Annotated in this window: 15 protein-coding genes; 1 reads left to right on the plus strand and 14 read right to left on the minus strand. The window is 38.3% G+C overall.

Annotation, left to right across the window (positions count from 1 at the left end):
* Positions 1–70: 70 nt before the first annotated feature.
* From pyrE to ACEE75_RS06395, 4 genes are read right to left on the minus strand one after another with little or no spacing between them, the layout of a single operon-like run.
* On the minus strand, positions 71–700 hold the full coding sequence (gene pyrE, locus ACEE75_RS06380; RefSeq protein WP_447574583.1) for an orotate phosphoribosyltransferase: 630 nt from the start codon (positions 698–700) through the stop codon (positions 71–73).
* A 30-nt stretch (positions 701–730) separates the two neighbouring features.
* Complete coding sequence (pyrF, locus tag ACEE75_RS06385; protein ID WP_447574585.1) at positions 731–1426, minus strand: orotidine-5'-phosphate decarboxylase; 696 nt, start codon at positions 1424–1426, stop codon at positions 731–733.
* Positions 1413–2348, minus strand: coding sequence for a dihydroorotate dehydrogenase (locus ACEE75_RS06390; RefSeq protein WP_447574587.1), 936 nt, complete (start codon positions 2346–2348; stop codon positions 1413–1415). Before ACEE75_RS06390 ends, pyrF begins: the two co-directional genes overlap by 14 nt.
* Before the next feature lie 8 nt (positions 2349–2356).
* Positions 2357–3133: a dihydroorotate dehydrogenase electron transfer subunit gene (locus tag ACEE75_RS06395; RefSeq protein WP_447574589.1), complete on the minus strand. Its 777-nt coding sequence runs from the start codon at positions 3131–3133 to the stop codon at positions 2357–2359.
* A 319-nt stretch (positions 3134–3452) separates the two neighbouring features.
* Between ACEE75_RS06395 and ACEE75_RS06400 the strand changes: the two genes are divergently transcribed.
* Positions 3453–3983: a dihydrofolate reductase family protein gene (locus ACEE75_RS06400; RefSeq protein ID WP_447574591.1), complete on the plus strand. Its 531-nt coding sequence runs from the start codon at positions 3453–3455 to the stop codon at positions 3981–3983.
* A gap of 410 nt (positions 3984–4393) precedes the next feature.
* Here ACEE75_RS06400 and ACEE75_RS06405 read toward each other — a convergent pair whose 3' ends face one another.
* The 10 genes from ACEE75_RS06405 to asp1 form a co-directional block, all read right to left on the minus strand.
* Positions 4394–6253: a bifunctional homocysteine S-methyltransferase/methylenetetrahydrofolate reductase gene (locus ACEE75_RS06405; protein ID WP_447574593.1), complete on the minus strand. Its 1860-nt coding sequence runs from the start codon at positions 6251–6253 to the stop codon at positions 4394–4396.
* Positions 6254–6268: 15 nt separating this feature from the next.
* Positions 6269–8506 carry a 5-methyltetrahydropteroyltriglutamate--homocysteine S-methyltransferase gene (gene metE, locus ACEE75_RS06410; RefSeq protein WP_447574595.1) on the minus strand — a complete coding sequence of 746 codons (2238 nt, stop codon included), beginning with the start codon at positions 8504–8506 and terminating at the stop codon, positions 6269–6271.
* A 231-nt stretch (positions 8507–8737) separates the two neighbouring features.
* Entirely contained in the window at positions 8738–10693 is a 1956-nt protein-coding gene (locus ACEE75_RS06415; protein ID WP_449164760.1) for a PTS fructose transporter subunit IIABC, read from the minus strand.
* Complete coding sequence (gene pfkB / locus ACEE75_RS06420) at positions 10690–11601, minus strand: 1-phosphofructokinase (RefSeq protein ID WP_447574597.1); 912 nt, start codon at positions 11599–11601, stop codon at positions 10690–10692. The genes ACEE75_RS06415 and pfkB overlap by 4 nt, the downstream gene beginning before the upstream one ends.
* Positions 11598–12344 (minus strand): DeoR/GlpR family DNA-binding transcription regulator, encoded by a 747-nt coding sequence (locus tag ACEE75_RS06425; RefSeq protein WP_447574599.1) that lies wholly within the window; start codon positions 12342–12344, stop codon positions 11598–11600. Before ACEE75_RS06425 ends, pfkB begins: the two co-directional genes overlap by 4 nt.
* Positions 12345–12577: 233 nt before the next feature.
* The gene (locus ACEE75_RS06430; RefSeq protein WP_354368048.1) at positions 12578–12742 is read right to left on the minus strand and encodes a hypothetical protein; all 165 of its coding nucleotides are present in this window, start codon (positions 12740–12742) and stop codon (positions 12578–12580) included.
* A 65-nt stretch (positions 12743–12807) separates the two neighbouring features.
* Positions 12808–15174 (minus strand): accessory Sec system translocase SecA2, encoded by a 2367-nt coding sequence (gene secA2, locus ACEE75_RS06435; protein WP_447574600.1) that lies wholly within the window; start codon positions 15172–15174, stop codon positions 12808–12810.
* A gap of 14 nt (positions 15175–15188) precedes the next feature.
* Complete coding sequence (gene asp3, locus ACEE75_RS06440) at positions 15189–15728, minus strand: accessory Sec system protein Asp3 (protein WP_447574602.1); 540 nt, start codon at positions 15726–15728, stop codon at positions 15189–15191.
* On the minus strand, positions 15728–17299 hold the full coding sequence (gene asp2 / locus ACEE75_RS06445; protein ID WP_447574604.1) for an accessory Sec system protein Asp2: 1572 nt from the start codon (positions 17297–17299) through the stop codon (positions 15728–15730). The genes asp3 and asp2 overlap by 1 nt, the downstream gene beginning before the upstream one ends.
* Before the next feature lie 3 nt (positions 17300–17302).
* The gene (gene asp1, locus ACEE75_RS06450; RefSeq protein WP_447574606.1) at positions 17303–18862 is read right to left on the minus strand and encodes an accessory Sec system protein Asp1; all 1560 of its coding nucleotides are present in this window, start codon (positions 18860–18862) and stop codon (positions 17303–17305) included.
* Between the last annotated feature and the right edge of the window lie 8 nt (positions 18863–18870).

Here is an 18870-nt window from a genome sequence, read left to right on the forward strand (position 1 = left end):
ACTCAGTCTCACTTTCATTTTACTTTTTTGTCATTTTATCACTCAAGACTCAAGAATGCAAAGCATTTGATTAATCTTGCCACGTTTCTTGATTTTCTTTGAATTTTTTGAGTAATTGTAAGCCGTCTGCATTGATATAACCTTGGACCTTAGCCACTTTGATAAGCTCGGTATAGTTTGATAAGGTCACAAGCTCAACACCTGCATCTTTGAAATTTTGCTCTGCTTTTGGTAACTCATAAGTAAAGATTGCAGCCACTCCTAACACATCTGCCCCCTCACGTTTGGCTGCGGCAACAGCATCAAGGACTGAGCCTCCTGTTGAAATCAAGTCTTCAATAATGACCATTTTCTGTCCTTTGACAACACGCCCTTCAATCTGATTCCCTGCTCCGTGATCTTTTGGTTTGCTACGGATATAAGCAAATGGCAGGTCCATCTTATCTGCAATAATAGCACCGTGAGGAATACCTGCTGTTGCCGTTCCTGCAATAACCTCGACCTCTGGGAAAGCCTCCTTGATCTTTTCAACAAAGCCATTTTCAATTAAGGTACGCGTTTCAGGGTAAGATAGTGTAATACGGTTATCGGTATAAATAGGCGACTTAATCCCTGATGCCCAAGTGAACGGATCTTCAGGTTTTAGGTAAACTGCTTTAATGTCTAATAAATCTGATGCGATTTGTGTTGCTAATGTCATAATATTTTTCCTTTCTTTTACACTTTATGATTAGGCTTGTTCCCACTCTGATTTGATACTATGATAGGCGGCAACTGGATCTTTTGCTTGGGTGATGGGTCTGCCGACGACGATGTAATCAGAACCAATTTGAGCAGCATCTGCTGGCGTCATCACCCGTTTTTGGTCACCAGTGCTAGCACCTGATGGGCGAATGCCTGGTGTCAAGCAGACAAAATCTTCTCCTGTCGCCTTTTTAATCTTAGCCACTTCATGAGCTGAACAGACGACACCATCCAAACCTGCTTCTGCTGTTTTCTTGGCATAGTGAACGACAGATTCTTCCAAACTGGTTTGAATATTTTGAAAATCACGCATTTGCTCTTCTGAAGTGGATGTCAGCTGTGTCACTGCGATTAGGACTGGCCCTTCACCCAAACCTTCACGCGCAGCGATCATCATCTCAACTCCACCTGCCGCATGAACATTGGTCATATCAACACCTAGTTGAGATAAAACCCGCATGGCTGATTTTACTGTATTTGGGATATCGTGTAGTTTCAAATCAAGAAAAACACTGTGACCTAAACCTTTGACATAACGGACAATCTCAGGTCCTACAGCATAATAAAGCTCCATCCCAATCTTGACATACAAGCGTTCATCTTCTGGAAATTTTGCTAAAAATTCCTTAACATCCTCAAATGTGGGAAAATCAAGGGCAATAACAGGCCTATTTTCTTTCATCTCTTACTTCCTTTCTCAATGCTTCTAAGCTAGTAATACCGTATTTATCCATAACAGCAGGCAAGTCATCAATAATGCTCGGACAAGCATAGGGATCTACAAAGTTGGCTGTCCCTACTCCGATAGCAGAAGCACCAGCTATCATCATCTCTAAAGCTTTTTCAGCGGAATCAACGCCACCCATCCCTATAATAGGTAGTTTAGAACTCTGTGCGACTTGGTGAATCAGCTTGAGCGCAACTGGAAAGACTGCTGGGCCACTCATACCACCTGTGCCGTTAGCGATGATTGGTCGTCTCGTTTTTAAATCAAATCGCATACCAACCAGAGTATTAATCATGGTAAAGCCAGTCGCTCCCGCATCTTCAACTGCTTTAGCAACTTGAGTGATATCTGCCACACTAGGTGTTAGCTTAACATAAACAGGGACATCCGAATGTTGCACACTTGCCTTAACCGCCTCATAAGCCAGTTCTGGCACTTGCCCAATCAATAAGCCTGCATTCCCGTGATCCACATTGGGACAAGAAATATTTAACTCAATCGCTGCCACATTTTTAGCTCTTGATATTTTTTTAGAAACATAAGCATACTCTTCATTAGAAAAACCCGCGACATTGGCAATAATCGGTAACTGGGGATAGTTCTTTTCTAACCAAGGTAATTTCTCAGCTAAAACAGCATCCACACCAGGGTTTTGAAGTCCAATCGCATTCAACATCCCTGATGGCGTTTCTGCTACACGAGGCGTCGGATTACCGAAGCGAGGATTTTTTGTGGTCGCTTTAATCATGATAGATCCGAGGCGATCCAGGTCGTAATATTTAGCAAACTCTTGCCCAAAGCCAAAGCAACCTGAGGCAGGAATAATAGGATTTTTTAGATTTAACCCTGGTAAGTTTACAGCTAATCTGCTTGACATAACCCCTCCTAATCTAAGATAATATGACCTGTTTCAAAGACAGGACCGTCTTCACAAACTCGTTTATTCACCGCATCTGATTGGTCTTTGACATGAACAACGCAAGCATAGCAAGCCCCCATACCACAGGCCATTCGTGATTCCATCGAGATATAGGCGTGTGGATGATCCGAAAACAGCTCATCCACATAACGTAACATCCCAGGTGCTCCACAGGCATAAACAGCATCTGCACTTAGCTCAAGTTGATCAATAATGGTTGAGACATACCCTTTTGTACCGTAAGAACCATCGTCTGTTGTCACATAAACCTGACCGTACTTAGCTAAATCTTCTTCTAAAATCACAGCGTCCTTTGTCGCAAATCCAATAACAGAGATCACCTCAACCCCTTTGTTTGACAGCTGTTTTGCCAATTCGACAAGCGGAGGAACCCCAATCCCACCACCGATAATCAAGGCCTTATCACCAGCTTTCAAAAATGATATCTCAAAGCCATTTCCTTGTGGTCCCATGCAGTCTAGCTGGCTAGCAATGGGTAAACGAGAAAAAATAGCTGTCCCCCCACCTTCGACACGATAAATCAACGTGGCCTGCTGAGATTTCTTGTCAACTTGAGAAATCGAAATAGGGCGTCTGAGTAACATACTAGAGTCCGGAACTTTAATGTGTAAAAACTGTCCAATCGCCATCTCATCAACCATCTGTCCCTCAAGCACCATTTCAAAAATCTGTGGTGCAATCTCGCTTTGAGAAACCAAGGTCATCTTTTCTTTTAAAATCATACTGCCCTTTCTAAATGCTAAAAGATCAGCCTCTGATTCCAGTTTTCATATTTTTACGCTATTTTTGTAAAAAAAGAACCTTGCTAAAGCAAGGTTACACGAAAACAGGGTACTATGCACCCATTTGTTACTTGGAACCTTTGCAGCCTCTCTGGACTAAATTAAAGGTTATTTAATTTTCACCATTATAACGCTATGACAGCAGATTGTCAAGAATAAAATTAATATTACGATATTAAAATTATGTAAAATAGATGTCAGCTTCAATTAAAACTTTTATGCTATAATAAGATAAATACAATAAGAAAAAGGAGATCTTATGCGACGCTTAGTTTTAAATATCGCGATTAGTCTAGATGGCTATATTTGTCGAAAAGATGGTCAGTATGATTGGATTAGAGGGCAAGGCGACAATAGCTTAAATACGGAACTGCAATTTGACAATGAGCAGTTTTTTAAGTCTTGCGATACGGTCATTATCGGTCACGAAGCTCTGAAGGATTGCCCTATCGAAGATATTCCTAACCACAATCTAAAGACATTTGTCGTAGCAAGTCGAACACCAAAGGAAAATAAAGGAAATCTTCAGTTTACAACGGACATTCTATCGGTTACTAAAAAATTAAAACAAGAAGACGGTAGTGATATCTGGCTCTATGGCGGAGCTAAATTGGCAGATAACTTAATCAAAGAGGATCTTATTGACGAATACATCATTGGTATTATTCCAACCATTTTAGGAGAGGGACGTCGATTATTTGCACAACCTTTACCTGAATTACCTCTCAAGCTGGTTGAAAGCACGGTCGTCGATGGTATTATTATGTTGCGTTATCAAAGGCGCCTATGATTAAAAAATCTAATCATTGAACCTCTCTTATCTTATAGCGTTTGGCTACTCTTATTGCTGTGGGGATCAGATTTTCCACCACCAAAAGGATTTTGGGGTTTAGTGTTGCTTCTTTTCCTACTCATCTCTTGTCAGTATTACTTTTTTCTTTGAATTTGGTCGAATATAGCTCGCAAATCGAGTTTACTTTAAGCACTGTTATTTTTTGCTCTTGGAGGAAGTTTGACTAGTTTGATATTAATGTTTCCTGGTTTAAGCGCTTTACCCTTGCCTACCTTTTTTAGGACTTACCTTTTTAAGTTTGATAGCTAGTCTATATGGTCTAGTTATTTGGCTGATCAACCGCTGTTTCTACTATTTATTACATAAAAGACGTCCCTAAGTCATCAGTCACTTAGGGACGTTTTTGCTTAAGCTCCAATCTGTATGCCAAGGAGTTTCTTCTTTTCTTCGATGTAATCAATCAACTCAAGTGTCAAATCATAACGCATAAAAGGGGTAATCAAATAAATGCCTTTATAATGCTCTAATGCCTTATCAATTAACCGTTTACTTTCTTCTAAAGCAACCTTTTGACAGAGTGCTTTATCATCCTTGACCTGCTCTAACTTCTCCAGAAAATGTTGGGATAATTGAATACCTGGCACTTCATTATGAAGAAAAACAGCATTATTGTAGCTCGTAATTGGCATAATCCCCACAAAGAATGGTGCATCATAATTTTTTGTTACCATAGCCATCTCATCGATAAGCTCAGGATTGAAAATCGGTTGCGTAATGAAATAGTCTGCCCCTGCTGCTAGTTTCTTTTCAATCATCTTGCCTGATCGAGAAAGGTTACGAACATTAGGGTTAAAGGCAGCGGCAGCCGTAAAGCGCGTTGCTTTTTTTAGAGAAGCACCACTGTAACCTTTACCTTGGTTTAACTGTTGAATTAAACTTAAAAGTTTAAAGCTCGTTACATCATAAACACTGGTTGCACCTGGGAAATCTCCCATTTTTGAAGGATCTCCTGTAATAGCTAAAACATTGTCAAAACCTAGTATATCCATTCCCATCAAACGAGACTGTAAACCAATCAGATTGTGATCACGACAAGCTAGATGTAGTAAAAATGGGGTTTCCAGTTCATCTTTTAACAAAGAAGCCAAACTCACATTACAAATCCGTGTCTTTGCTAAGGAGTTGTCTGCCAAGGTAATGGCTGCAATGTCTTTTTGATCTAATGCTTTAGCTGCTTCGATAAATTTGTCTATATCCAAGCTTTTTGGAGGATCAAGCTCAGTAATCACTGTGATGTCTTTTTTAACTCTATCAACGATTGTCTCTCCTTGCGACACCACCTTAATCAGTTCTTCCTCACTAATCAGAGGGGTCACAATTTTTCGCTCAAGTGGTTTTAAACCTTTAATGCCTCGTTTGATGGCTCTGACATGGTCTGGTGTTGTCCCACAACAGCCACCAATTAAGCGCACGCCTTCTTCTACAAAGAGTTTACTACTGTACTCAAAATAATCCGCATTTTTACTAAAGTGGTAGTGACTTTTATCGCCATCTCCTTCCAAAGATAGGAGACTAGCATTTGGATAAACCGACAGATATGACTGGGCAAAAAAAGGGACTTGCTTTAACGACTTAATCATATGATAAGGTCCTAGATGGCAGTTAAGACCAACAACATCAGCACCTGCCATGACCAGCTGACTAAAAGCTTCAACAAGAGGTTTCCCATTTTCTAAAACCCCTGCCTCAATCAAGGACAAATTAGTAATCAATGGAAGATCCGTCAACGGGCGCAGCTTATCCAAAACAGCTAGTAACTCTTCTAGATCATAGTAGGTCTCAAGTAGTAAACCATCCAGTTGTCCTGTTTCCAACAAATATGAGGCTTGCTCAAGCGTTTCCGCTACTATCTCATCTAAGGTTAAGTCACACTGCCTCTGCCCTCTGGAAGCACCTATGGTACCTAATACAAAGGTTTCAGACTTTGCAGCTTGTTTAGCTAATGTGACCGCTTGATGATTAATCTCTCTTGTCTTATCCTCATAACCATAAGCTTTCAACCGATGACGCTTTGCCCCATAGGTATTAGTCTGAATGATGTCAGCACCTGCTTCAATATAGGCTCGGTGAATAGCGACAATTTCATCAGGGTGAGTCAAATTATAAGCTTCGTGACAGGTTTCTAGACCATGCGCATAAAGAAGAGTTCCCATGGCACCGTCAGCCACTAAAATAGTTGTTTTTAATGCTTCCAATAAACGCGCCATGTCTTTGTCTCCTTTTTAAAGTGATAGTGATTTACGAACGTCTTTGGTAGCTTCAACCATGACCTTCAAAGCCGCCACTGTTTCAGGTTCACGACGTGTTTTCAAGCCACAGTCAGGATTTACCCAGAACTGCTCAAGAGCAAGATTTTGTAATGGACGCTCAATATTTTCAATAATTTCTGGTTTACTTGGCACACGTGGTGAGTGAATATCATAAACTCCCAAACCAATGCCAAGTGGATAAACTGCCGTTTCAAATGCCGCAATCAATTCCCCGTGGCTACGACTGGTCTCGATGGAAATAACATCTGCATCTAGTTCACGAATCGAATCAATAATTTCATCGAAGTTTGAGTAACACATATGCGTATGAATCTGTGTACGGTCCTCAACTGATGATGTCGCGATGCGGAAAGCATGGACTGAGTCATCCAAATACGCTTTTTGCTTAGCTTTTCGAAGAGGAAGCCCTTCACGAAGTGCTGCTTCATCGACTTGAATAATAGCAATCCCTGCTTCTTCCAAAAGTGCGATTTCGTCTTTAATGGCGAGACCAATTTGGTTAAACAAGTCCGCACGAGAAATATCTGTTCGCTCAAATGACCAGTTTGTAATCGTAATCGGACCGGTTAGCATTCCTTTGACAGGACGATCTGTTAAACTTTGCGCATAAACAGTTTCTTTTACCGTAAGCGGTTGAATATGCTGCACATCTCCATAAATAATTGGGGGTTTAACCGCGCGTGATCCGTAAGATTGAACCCAACCAAGTTTGGTCGTTGTAAAACCTGCAAGTTTTTGACCGAAGAATTCTACCATATCCACACGTTCAAACTCACCGTGAACTAAAACATCAAGATCAAGATCCTCTTGGATACGAATCCAACGCTCAATTTCAGCATTGATGAAGTTTTCATAAGCTGCATCTGTGATGTCACCACGTTTCCATTTTAAACGTGTTGAACGAACTTCCGGCGATTGAGGGAAAGAACCGATTGTCGTTGTTGGAAGAGCAGGAAGCTTGAGCCTTTCTTGCTGAATACGGCGACGCTCTGCAAAATCCGTTTGACGTTTAATAGGAACATTTTTCAAGTCTTCCAAGTCAACATTGCGGAAGTCCGCAGCTTGTAAGGCTTCAAAATCTGCAACATGCTCTGCAAATTTTGGATTAGCAATGCCATCTAAGTTCTCAGCTAAGAGCTTGATTTCAGATAACTTTTCATCTGCAAATGATAAGCCCTTAAGCAAAACAGGATCAAGATCGGTTTCATTCTTTGTAGTGACAGGAACATGGAGTAGTGAGCAAGATGGCTGAACAAGTAAGTTTGCAACATTCTTCTGGATTTCCTTTAATAGATCTGTCGTTGCCACAAAATCAGCTGCCCAGACATTACGCCCATCAACCACACCAGCAAAAACTTCCTTGTCTTTAAAGAGACCAGATTGAACTGCAGCTAGGTTTTCGTCTAAGCCATGCACAAAATCTAAACCGAAGGCTGCCACTGGAAGCTCCGCCAGTTTTTCAGCATCAATCAAGGCTTCAAAATAGGTTTGGAAAATAATTTTTGCCTCTGGCACTGCTGTTGTCAATTGCGTATAGACCGTTTTTGCCAAGTCAAGATAAGCTGCGCCCTCATCTGTCACAAAGATTGGCTCATCCACTTGAATATAAGTTGCCCCAGCTTCTGTCAGCTGTTTAAAAATCGTTGCATAAAGTGGGACCAAACTATCTACTGCTGCAGCAACATCAGTAACCCCATTTGAGAGAGCTACATAAGTAATCGGCCCTGTGATCACAGGTTTTGCCTTGTCACCAACTAAATCTTTAGCTTCAATATAAAGATCTAGTAATCGTGTATTGGTTAAACGTGGGGTGACATTTTCCCATTCTGGTACAATGTAATGGTAATTGGTATTAAACCATTTTTTCAAGGCAGAAGCTACATTCTCTTTATCACCTCTAGCAATAGTGAAATAAAGATCAATATCATTGGAGCGATCTGCTAATCGCTCTGGAATAATATTAAACTGTAGAGACAAATCCAAGATATGATCGTAAAAAGAAAAATCTCCAACTGGGATTAAATCCAGACCAGCTGCTTCTTGCTTCTTCAAGAAATCAATACGAAGCGCTTTACCTTGATCAAACAACTCCTCTTGAGTAATATTTCCAGCCCAATAGCTTTCAATCAGTTTTTTCCATTCACGATTTTCACCTAAACGCGGGTAGCCCAAACTTGTCACTTGTGTCATATAAATCCTCCACACCATCTTAAAACTATAACAAACCCAAAGATATAGTTTTAAGTTATATTATTTTTCTTTTCGTAATTTATAATAACTCATAAAACATTCAATTTCAATAGGTTTTGTTCTTGTAGTTTTCTATCTTATTATATAGTTTTAAACTATACCTTTATCGCCTTGTATAGTTTAAAACTATAACAAAAAACATCTCACTTTATAGGAGATGTTTTTTATCAATTATTTTGCTTTACGAAGGGCTCCATACAAGACACCACTAATTACTGCACCAATAGCAACATATAGAAGGTAAAGTAAAGCGTTACTTGTAAGAGCGATAACGAAGATTCCTCCGTGTGGTGCCATTAATTTGATACCTGAAAGACCAACTAAAGCACCTGTCACAGCTGAACCAACAACAAAACTAGGAATTGCGCGAGCAGGGTCCGCAGCACCAAATGGGATAGCCCCTTCTGTAATGAACGATAGTCCCATAACAATATTTGTTAATCCTGAATTACGTTCTTCTTCTGTAAATTTATCTTTAAATAGAACCGTTGCAACAAATACTGCTAGTGGGGGTACCATTCCTCCTGCCATTACAGCAGCCATTGCGACAGATCCACCTGTAGAGACAGTTGCTGCTAAAGTTCCTGTACCAAAGACATAAGCTGCTTTATTAACAGGTCCACCCATATCTACAGCCATCATTCCACCAAGGACAAGACCAAGAAGGACAGCTGATCCGCCACCTAGTCCACCTAGGAAGTTATTCATAGCAGTGTTGATTGCTGCCATTGGAATGTTCACAAAGAGCATTAAGAAACCTGTAAAGACTGTACCAAGTAATGGTAGTAGAAGAATAGATTTAGCCCCTTCAAGTGAACGTGGCACTTTAACATATTTTTTAATTGCGAGAACAACAGCACCTGCTAAGAAACCACCTACAAGAGCACCTAGGAAACCTGATGACACACCTGCTAAAGCTGATGTTTTTTCTCCACCTGCAGCATAGGCAATTTTTCCAATAGCATATCCCTCTTTAGCGATTGCACCTGCAACAAAACCTGCTACTAAACCTGGTTTTTCAGCAATAGAATAAGCTACATAACCTGCAAATACAGGAAGCATCAAGCCAAAAGCAGCGCTACCGATTTTCATAAACATCGATGCTATTTCGTGGTAAGATCCAAGATTTCCAAGTTGATCCTTAGGAACTCCCAAGGCGCCATCAAGAAGGAAAGCGATAGCAATCATGATACCGCCACCAATAACAAATGGTAGCATTTGAGAAACACCGCTCATCAAATGTTTGTAGAATGCACCACCTAGACTAGTTGCCTCTTCCTTCGATTCTGTGTTAGCACCGTTTGCCGCAACGTAAGTATCTGCTTGATTGTTCACAATAATATTGATCAATTCTTCAGTTTTCTTGATACCATCAGCAACCGGACGTGACACCAATGGTTTACCGTCAAAACGATCCATTTCAACTGCTTTATCAGCTGCAATAATAACACCTTTGGCACGTTTGATATCTTCAGCAGTCAAACGATTTCCTACTCCAGAAGCACCATTTGTTTCTACTTTGATCGCTACACCCATCTCTTCGGCTACTTTCTTGAGTGACTCTTCTGCCATATAAGTGTGAGCAATACCAGTTGTACATGCTGTTACAGCCACAATAAAATCTTTATCATCTGATACAGGAGTGACTGTTTTTTCTGATGCTGCTTTATCATCCGCTTCTGCTTCGTCAAAGACTGCAATCACTTCTTCAGCTGATGTTACTTGGCGTAACTTATCTGCAAAACCAAGCTTCATCAAGTATTTTGATAGCTCAGCAAGCGCAGCTAAGTGTGTATCATTAGCACCGTCTGGAGCAGCAATCATGAAGAAAAGATCTGTAGGCTGACCATCAAGACTCTCATAATCAACTCCCTTACTTGATTTTGCAAAAAGAACAGTTGCTTCTTTGACAGCTGCATTTTTGCTATGTGGCATAGCAATTCCATCACCAAGACCTGTAGTGGTTTGTGCTTCGCGGTTCATGATACCAGTTTTAAATGTATCAAAATCCGTCACAACACCTTTATCGACAAGACTCGTAATCATCTCATCAATTACTGCTTCCTTGCTTGTTGCTTGTAAGTCAAGAAGCATCACTTCTTTTCTTAAGACGTCTTGAATCTTCATAATTTTTCTACCTCTACTTTTTCATAAGTTTCTTTAATAAATTCAATACTAGCTAAATCATCGGAAAAGGCTGTTGAAGTCCCACATGCAACTCCCCATTTAAGAGCTTCAACAGGATCGTGACTCGTCACAAATTCACCTGTGAACCCTGCAACCATCGAATCTCCTGCTCCGACTGAGTTTTTCACGGTACCCTTAATAGGTTTCGCAAAATAAGCCGCTTCTGGTGTCACTAATAATGCTCCGTCACCAGCCATAGAGATGATAACATTTTTTGCACCCTTAGCCAAGATTTCACGGGCATACTTCTCAACATCAGCCAAGCCATTAAGTTTCACACCAAAAATTGCTTCCAACTCATGATTATTAGGTTTTACTAACAAAGGTTGATAGGCCAATGAATCAAGCAAGGTTTGTCCTTCAAAATCACAAACGACTTCCGCTCCTGCTTTTTTGGCTACAGGAATCAATTCATTATAAATTTGATTCCCAAGATTAGCTGGAGCTGATCCTGCAAATACAACAGTATCTTCATTAGTTAGCGAGGATAAAATAGACTTTAATGCTTCTACCTGCGCTTCTGTTACTACTGGACCTGCACCATTGATTTCTGTTTCTTGATCAGCCTTGATTTTAACATTGATGCGCGTATCCTGATCAACTTCAATAAATTGGCTAGCAATACCTTCAATTTGCAAGCCATCTTTAATAAATTGACCTGTAAAGCCACCAATAAAACCAGTTGCTGTATTATCATGCCCCAGTCGTTTTAAAATACGACTAACATTAATCCCTTTTCCACCAACATACTTATCATCACTATCCATGCGGTTGACACTACCAATTTCAACCGAATCAATACGGACAATAAAGTCGATAGAAGGATTAAGAGTTACTGTATAAATCATACCTCTACTACCTTCGTTTTTTCTTTTATTTTTTCCAATACCCCATCTGAATGGTTATTGGTAATGATAACAACTTTTTCAACAGGTGCCACTTTTACAAATGAGGCCTGTCCTATTTTTGAAGAATCTACCAAAACATAAGCTTGTTTAGCATTTTCAATAATTAACCTTTTAACAACCGCTTCATCCATATCAGGCGTTGTTAAAAAATCTTCATCAATTCCATTCATACCTAAGAAAGCCTTATCAAAGTTCAATTGTCTTATTTGCTCAACTGCTAGATTACCAACACTAGCATCCGTAGAATGTTTCACAAATCCACCGACAATAATGGTCTTGATACCTTTCTCCACTAGTCTCGAAGCGTGATGAATAGAGTTTGTCACAACTGTAATATCTTCATTACCACTAAAAGCTTCAACCAGTAAGGCATTAGTTGTCCCTGCATCAATAAAGATCACCTCTTGTGAATGGACTAAACTTAAAGCCTTAGAAATAACCGATAACTTTTTTTGAACGTTTTTGATAGATTTTTGGCTATTACTTAATTCTTCTTGTAAATTAACTTTCAGTTCTGCTCCACCATGTACACGACAAAGCTTCCCTTCTAGTTCTAACTCGTCCAAATCCCTCCGTACAGTGGATTCAGATGAGTCCAGCAAGGGGACTAAATCTTCTAAGCTGACAAAGCCATACTGTGACAATTTATCCATGATAATTTGTTTACGTTCAGACTTTAGCATACCTCCTCCTTCTGAAATCGTTTACAAATATTATTATACCTCTTTTTTACATTTTGTCAATAAAAATCTTCCAAAAACTTCCAAAAATCATCAAAAAAAGAACTCGCCCTTCATCTTAGCGCTATCAATCGACTAAATAAAGTTTAAACCATATAAACTTTACTGTTAATCTCATACCCGCTAATATGTCAAACAAGTTCTTAATAATAAAGTTGGTCTTTCAAGTTAATCTCTTATAAGTATCTTAATAAGGATAATAAGACTGAGAGAGTAACCAAAAAGACAACAATGAGATAAAATAAGGGTTTTCTATCTTTTTTCTTTTTAGAAGGTTTGTACCTTGCTTCGTCAATGTTTTTTAAGATATCTTCATCTAATAATTCATTACGCTTTGCCATATGCCCTCCCTTCATTAATATGGTGGATGGATGTTATTAAAAATCACTCCAAATTAGATATTATACTAGACAAAATAAATAGAGTGCTTACCATCTGGAGTTTTATCAACACTACTCAACATCACATTTCGAATAATCTTTTTCTTAACTTCCTCACCCAAACGGTCATAAGACAATAGGGATTCCTCATAGTATTCAAACATCCCATTACGTTGAGCAATTTGACGGGTAGAAACCACACTTTTTAATTGTTGGAGGTGATCAACTTGTTCAATCCAACATTCATCAATCGCTTTTAGGATAGAGACACGATAAAACTCTGAAATTTTCTCCGGATTATCAATGATTTCTTCTTTTCGAATTGTCTCATTGCGATACAAATGCCAAAGCAATCTATAGACTGACTGATCAGATCTTATATCGAAATCTTGAGAGTAGTACTGAAATTTATAACTATAATTATCTAAAATATAACGACGCAGACTTTGTAAGGTACGCTTAGGATGATGAGCAATATAATACTTGATCATTTCTTTAAAAATAGCATCAATTTCATCTTTAACAGATTCTTCATCAAAGATAAGACTATCTCTCAAAGCATATATTTTTTTACGCTGAACTCTCAGACTTTCATCATATTGGATAGTAAAATTACGCGCACTAACCGCAGCATCCTCACTTTTTTCTTGCGCTTGTGCTACAGCTCGCCTAAAACGTTTTTGCGTGAGTAACTTCCCTTGACTTTTATCTTTATGATTTTTGAAGTAACGTCTCACCCACTTAGGACCATGATTGATTAAAATCTCATCTTCCAAAGATACAAAGAATAGACTCATCCCTGGATCACCTTGTCGCCCAGCACGGCCTCTCAATTGCCAATCTACACGACTATTTGGCATGCGTTCTGTCCCAATAACAGCTAGACCACCTAATTCTTTAACACCTTTCCCTAATTTGATATCCGTTCCACGTCCTGCCAAGGGAGTCGCTACCGTCACTGCTCCCAATTGACCTGCTTCTTTGATAATCAAAGCTTCCTTAGCAACATTTTTCGCAGTCAATACACTATGAGCAATTCCTTCTTGCAGAAGTAGTTTCGAATAAATTTCTGAAATATCGACTGTACCCGATACCAATAAAATTGGTTGACCTGTTTTATGAATTTCTTTCACAGTATCAATGGTAGCCTGTAATTTTTCAGGAAGGGTTGTATAAACCTTGTCAGGAAAATCAATTCTTTGGACTGGTGTATTTGTCGGAATCACAATGACAGGTAATTTATAAGTTGAAATTAGCTCATCTTCTGCAATTTTAGCAGTTCCAGACATTCCTGCGATTTTAGGAAACATGTTAAAAAGCGACTGATAAGTCACAGAGCCCATTGCTCTAGATTCCTTTGTTTTTTTAACTTTTTCTTTGGTCTCGATAGCTTGATGGATGCCAGATTGCAAACGTGTTCCTTCCAAAATTCTACCCGTTCGAATATCTAAGAGCTTAACTTCATCATCCTCAACCACATAATCTTTATTTTTTTTATAAAGATTATGAGCTCTCAAGGCTAAATTAATATGCCGATTTAATTCAAAATTTTTATTAGAGTACAAATCATCAATATCAAAATACTCATCAGCATAACGACTACCTTTGGATGTTAGGTAAACGACCTTGTCTTCTTCATCGTAATAATATTCTTCCTCGCTTAGTGTTTGAACAAATTGGTCAGAAATATCATATAAGTTAGATTGTACTCGTGGTGAACCTGAAATGATCAGTGGCGTTTGAGCACTGTCTAAAAGAACTTCATCTGCTTCATCAACAATAACGTAATTAAAATCACGCATAAACTTCTCGTTTTTTGAAGCAACCAAATTATCTGTTAGATAATCAAATCCTAACGCAGTACTGGTTGTATAGGTAACATCAGCATCATAAACAGCCTTACGTGTCTCCGTATCAACATCTTCATCATCCTCGAAAACACCAACACCTACTGTCAAACCTAACCATTTAAAAACCTGCCCCATTTCCTCAGCATCACGTTTAGCAAGATAGTCATTGGTTGTCACTAAAATGGCACCTTTGGAAGATAAACCATTTAAATATAAAGGAAAAGTGGCCGTTAGAGTCTTTCCTTCACCTGTCTTCATTTCAGCAATATTGCCTTGGTGGAGGGCTATCCCCCCTAAGATTTGGACATCGTAGGCAAACATCCCCAAAACTCGTTTATTAGCCTCTCTAATTGTAGCGAAAGCTTCAGGAAGAAGGTCATCTAATGTTTCACCATCATCTAAACGTTGGCGAAATAAGATGGTTTGATTTTGGAGCTCCTGGTCAGATAATTTTTCCATGGTAGCTTTTAGCTGATTAATTTTTAAAAGTATTTTTTCAAATCGTTGTAATCTTATTCTATCTAATAAAGATCTCTGCTCCACTCTTATCTCCCTTTCTAAATAGTTGTAATCAAAGTTTTAACAAAATTCAAATCTTGAGGAATATCACTTTCTGTATAGCGTTTAGAAAGTGGTCTTTCAAATTTTATCGCTACTTTCTCATCTTCATGGAAAATGGATAAAGAGTGGAACACAACAGCACTACAACCACCACTCATCAACGTAATGGTATAAGAGAAGGCATCCTTTGGATAAGTAAATTCTTGTTCAGCGCTTCTTAGTACTGTAAACCCAATATTTTCATTTAATCGATTCACAAAATCTAAACGAATGAAGACTCTGTTCATAGGAGTTGACTCCAAATCTGCTTTTAATAAATATGTCTTTCCTGGTTTTAAGACAGGAAGAGCAGGACTCCTACGATTCCCTTGATAATTTGTTCGTGATTGCCAACGGCTAATAGGTTTCCCTGATGCCATTAAAAGATTTTCAAAAGAGACACTATCTTCTAAGAATTTAATCGTTGAGCCATAAAGATAAGAATTACCCGATGTTACTCTATCCCATTTAATCGTAGCTAGTAAGGTTTTAGTCATTAATAACTCCTTCCGAATCGCTCTGATAAAATGGTAATATATTGTCTCATAAACCACTTGTTGATGGCAGGACTATTATCATTGTGACGGCCTTCATATCCCTTTGTATAGATATGGGCATTTTTATCAGATAGATTTTCTACTAATTCTTTGGTAGCTGTTCCATCATAATCATCATTTTCCATAAAAGCAATTGCAAAATCTGTATTGGGAAAGTCTGATTGATTAAATTTATTCCAAAATTTATGATTTAACTGCTTAATATTTTCCTTTGTTGTGCCACCAGTTAAATTTCTCAACATGTCTCCCATGGTTTCAAATTCATCTGGACGTTTTAATTTCATCCCAACAGCAGTATTTCCTAAACTAGCAAAGGGTTTTCCAACAACAATACCACTTGGATTAAAGTGAGATGCGTAATATAAAGCCCCAAAAGTTCCCATAGACAAACCTGATAAGATGAGTTGAGAAGAATCAAAACCAAGATAATCTAAAGACTCTTGGATACTATCTTCAATAGCAGCTTCTAATTCTGGTGTTCCACCATAGAAACTGCCACCTTCCAATCTAGGATCTCCAATCAGCATAAACGGAGCCTTCATTGATTTCATCATAAAGAATCCCTCAAATCCTTCAGCTCCCCTAAAACCTGAAAAATAAACATTTAGTGGCGGTTTCATATCGCCAGGATTGAAATACGAAATAAACTCTTGTCGTTTAGAGTCGCTAAAGCGGCGTCCTCCTAAGACAAACTGTCCTAACCCTTTTCGAGAATATCGCCAATGCATTGGACCAAATCTTAAACTTCCACTACCTTTTGCATAAATTGTAACACCATAGTATCCCTCACCATCTTCTGGCTCAAGAATAAATGGAGTTTCGAGTGCTTTTCCTGAAATAAATAGTGTTCGATGGATATCATGCAAAGAACCTGCATAAAAACTAGTAACTTCAATTGCTACCTCACAGTTATCTGATGCGATGTATTCTTGCCACAATTCCAAAGCCATTGAAAACTTACTTAGATTATATCTGTAAGTATAAAGTGGTTGAAAATCTTCTCCAAAATCTCCTTCAAAATGAACAGCAACATGGCCTTCATAGGTCACTTTTCCATTGAAATCTGGTGTCACATCAATTTCTGGGATTTTTAACTTAGCACCATATTGCCCAGAAAAAAGATTCTGCTGTAAAAATTTAACAATCTCTTCTTTACTTCCAGCAAAGGGTAACGTTTTAGCTACTTTCTTTCTGAAAAAACCATCGAAAGATTTAGAAGAAAAAGGAATGCCTTGTTTAAAAAAGACAGCATGTGCTTCAACTGCACCATTCAACAAATCAAGTTGTTCCTCTTCTACCACAGAAGTGATAAAGAGGGCATTGAATCGTAAATTGATTTTAGGAACTTCTTCTCCAACTTTAACTTTGATTTTTGATAGTTCTTCAAGCTTAAGCTCTTCTAAGTAGTCGGGTAAGTGATCAATATCAGTGTAATACCAGCTGATATCCTCGGGCATCTCAATATCTTGAGCCCAATCACTTTGCCCAATTTGTAATATTTTTATGGCCATACCTTACCTTTCTAAAAGCGCTTTCCATTGCTCTAATATACGTCCACTTGTGTAGTCAGCCATTTTTTGAACTGAAAAAACTAATGAATGGTTCCAATTTTTTAACCCATCAAAATAATAATGGATAGCTTTAGATAGCTCCTTATCATCTGCCAATATCCAACCATTTTCCTTGTGTGAGACATATTCTGTCTTCACGGCATTAATTTGTGGGACGCCTGCACTAATACTTGCAATTTGAGTATAAAGATTGGGATGACGACCAAGATCAATTACAAGGCGAGCAGAGTCTAGAGCTTTTATCACTTGATTTTCATTAGTAAATAAATTTAGAGTGACTCTATCTAATTCCTCTGCTGCTCCATCCACTTTATTTTCACCTGAATCTTCTCCATCAGTCACAAATTTCTCCATATGGAATTTAGTAGCAATCATTTCTGTGATGTCATCTTTAACCTGTTTAATAGGGTAATTTCTATCATAGGTCACCAAATCTAAATAGATCAATCGATTATTTTCCATCAATCCTAGGATGGTCTCAACATTGTCAAAAAGTTCGGTCTTTGAAATACTGTCAATGAAAAAGTGAATTCGCAATTCTTTAACATTTTGACTGTGTCCCAATCTCAAACGTGTATCAAAAGGTGAAATTCTCATCACAGTTTTATCTGATAGCTGATTTTGATGAAAGGCGTCTCTAAGGGTTAACTCCATACTCCCAGTATCAACAACAAAAAATTTAGCAATCTCATGTAATTTTTTAAGATCAGATAATTGAGACGTTACATCACGTTCGTGATAAAATGAAAAAATCTTATCTTGACTAGGAAAATTATCCATTATTAGCTGATTGTGTTGAGGATTAGAAGCGATCACTAAGTGGTCGGAATCTTCTAACACCTCTTTTGAAAATAATGTTAGACGTTCCTCTAATAACTGCTCCCAATTAGTATAATAACGTTGACCAAAGGAGAAATCCGCAAATAGATTAATCTCAATTTGCTTATCACCTGTTAAATGCTCTCTAACTTGCCAAACCCCATTTTCATTTAGATAATCTCGATGTGATTCTACTCCATTTTGATAATAAAGAATACTAGATAAAAAACCACGATCATCAAATTGATAAGTTCGATCTTTCTGATTTTCCACCCTAAAATCAACATCTAATAAGTTTCCATTTTCAGCAAAATTAATATAGGCTAAAATTTTTCCTTCATGCTTTGCAATGACTACAAAGGGAGTATAGACAAAAGTTGTTTTAGGTGGCCAATTCAATGATTTAAAATCAATAGCTTGAACTTCAGTCCTATGAATATTTTGAATATCATCAAAAAAAGACCAATAAGGTAAACCAATTAAATCTTGCTTATGCAGAAAATACCGTAGTTGTGGCTGATAATTTAAAATAATAGCACAACTTGGCTCATCGACATTGTAAAACATTTTCAACTGATTAACCGTGTCATCAAATGTCATTTGCTCAAATACACGAAACCAAAGCGGTGTATTGTCCCCCCACTTTGAAGTTGTGTTATACCATGATGGTACAAAATAAAACATAGTTTCTC

The sequence above is a fragment of the Streptococcus sp. 11273D007BT genome, from assembly GCF_053547195.1.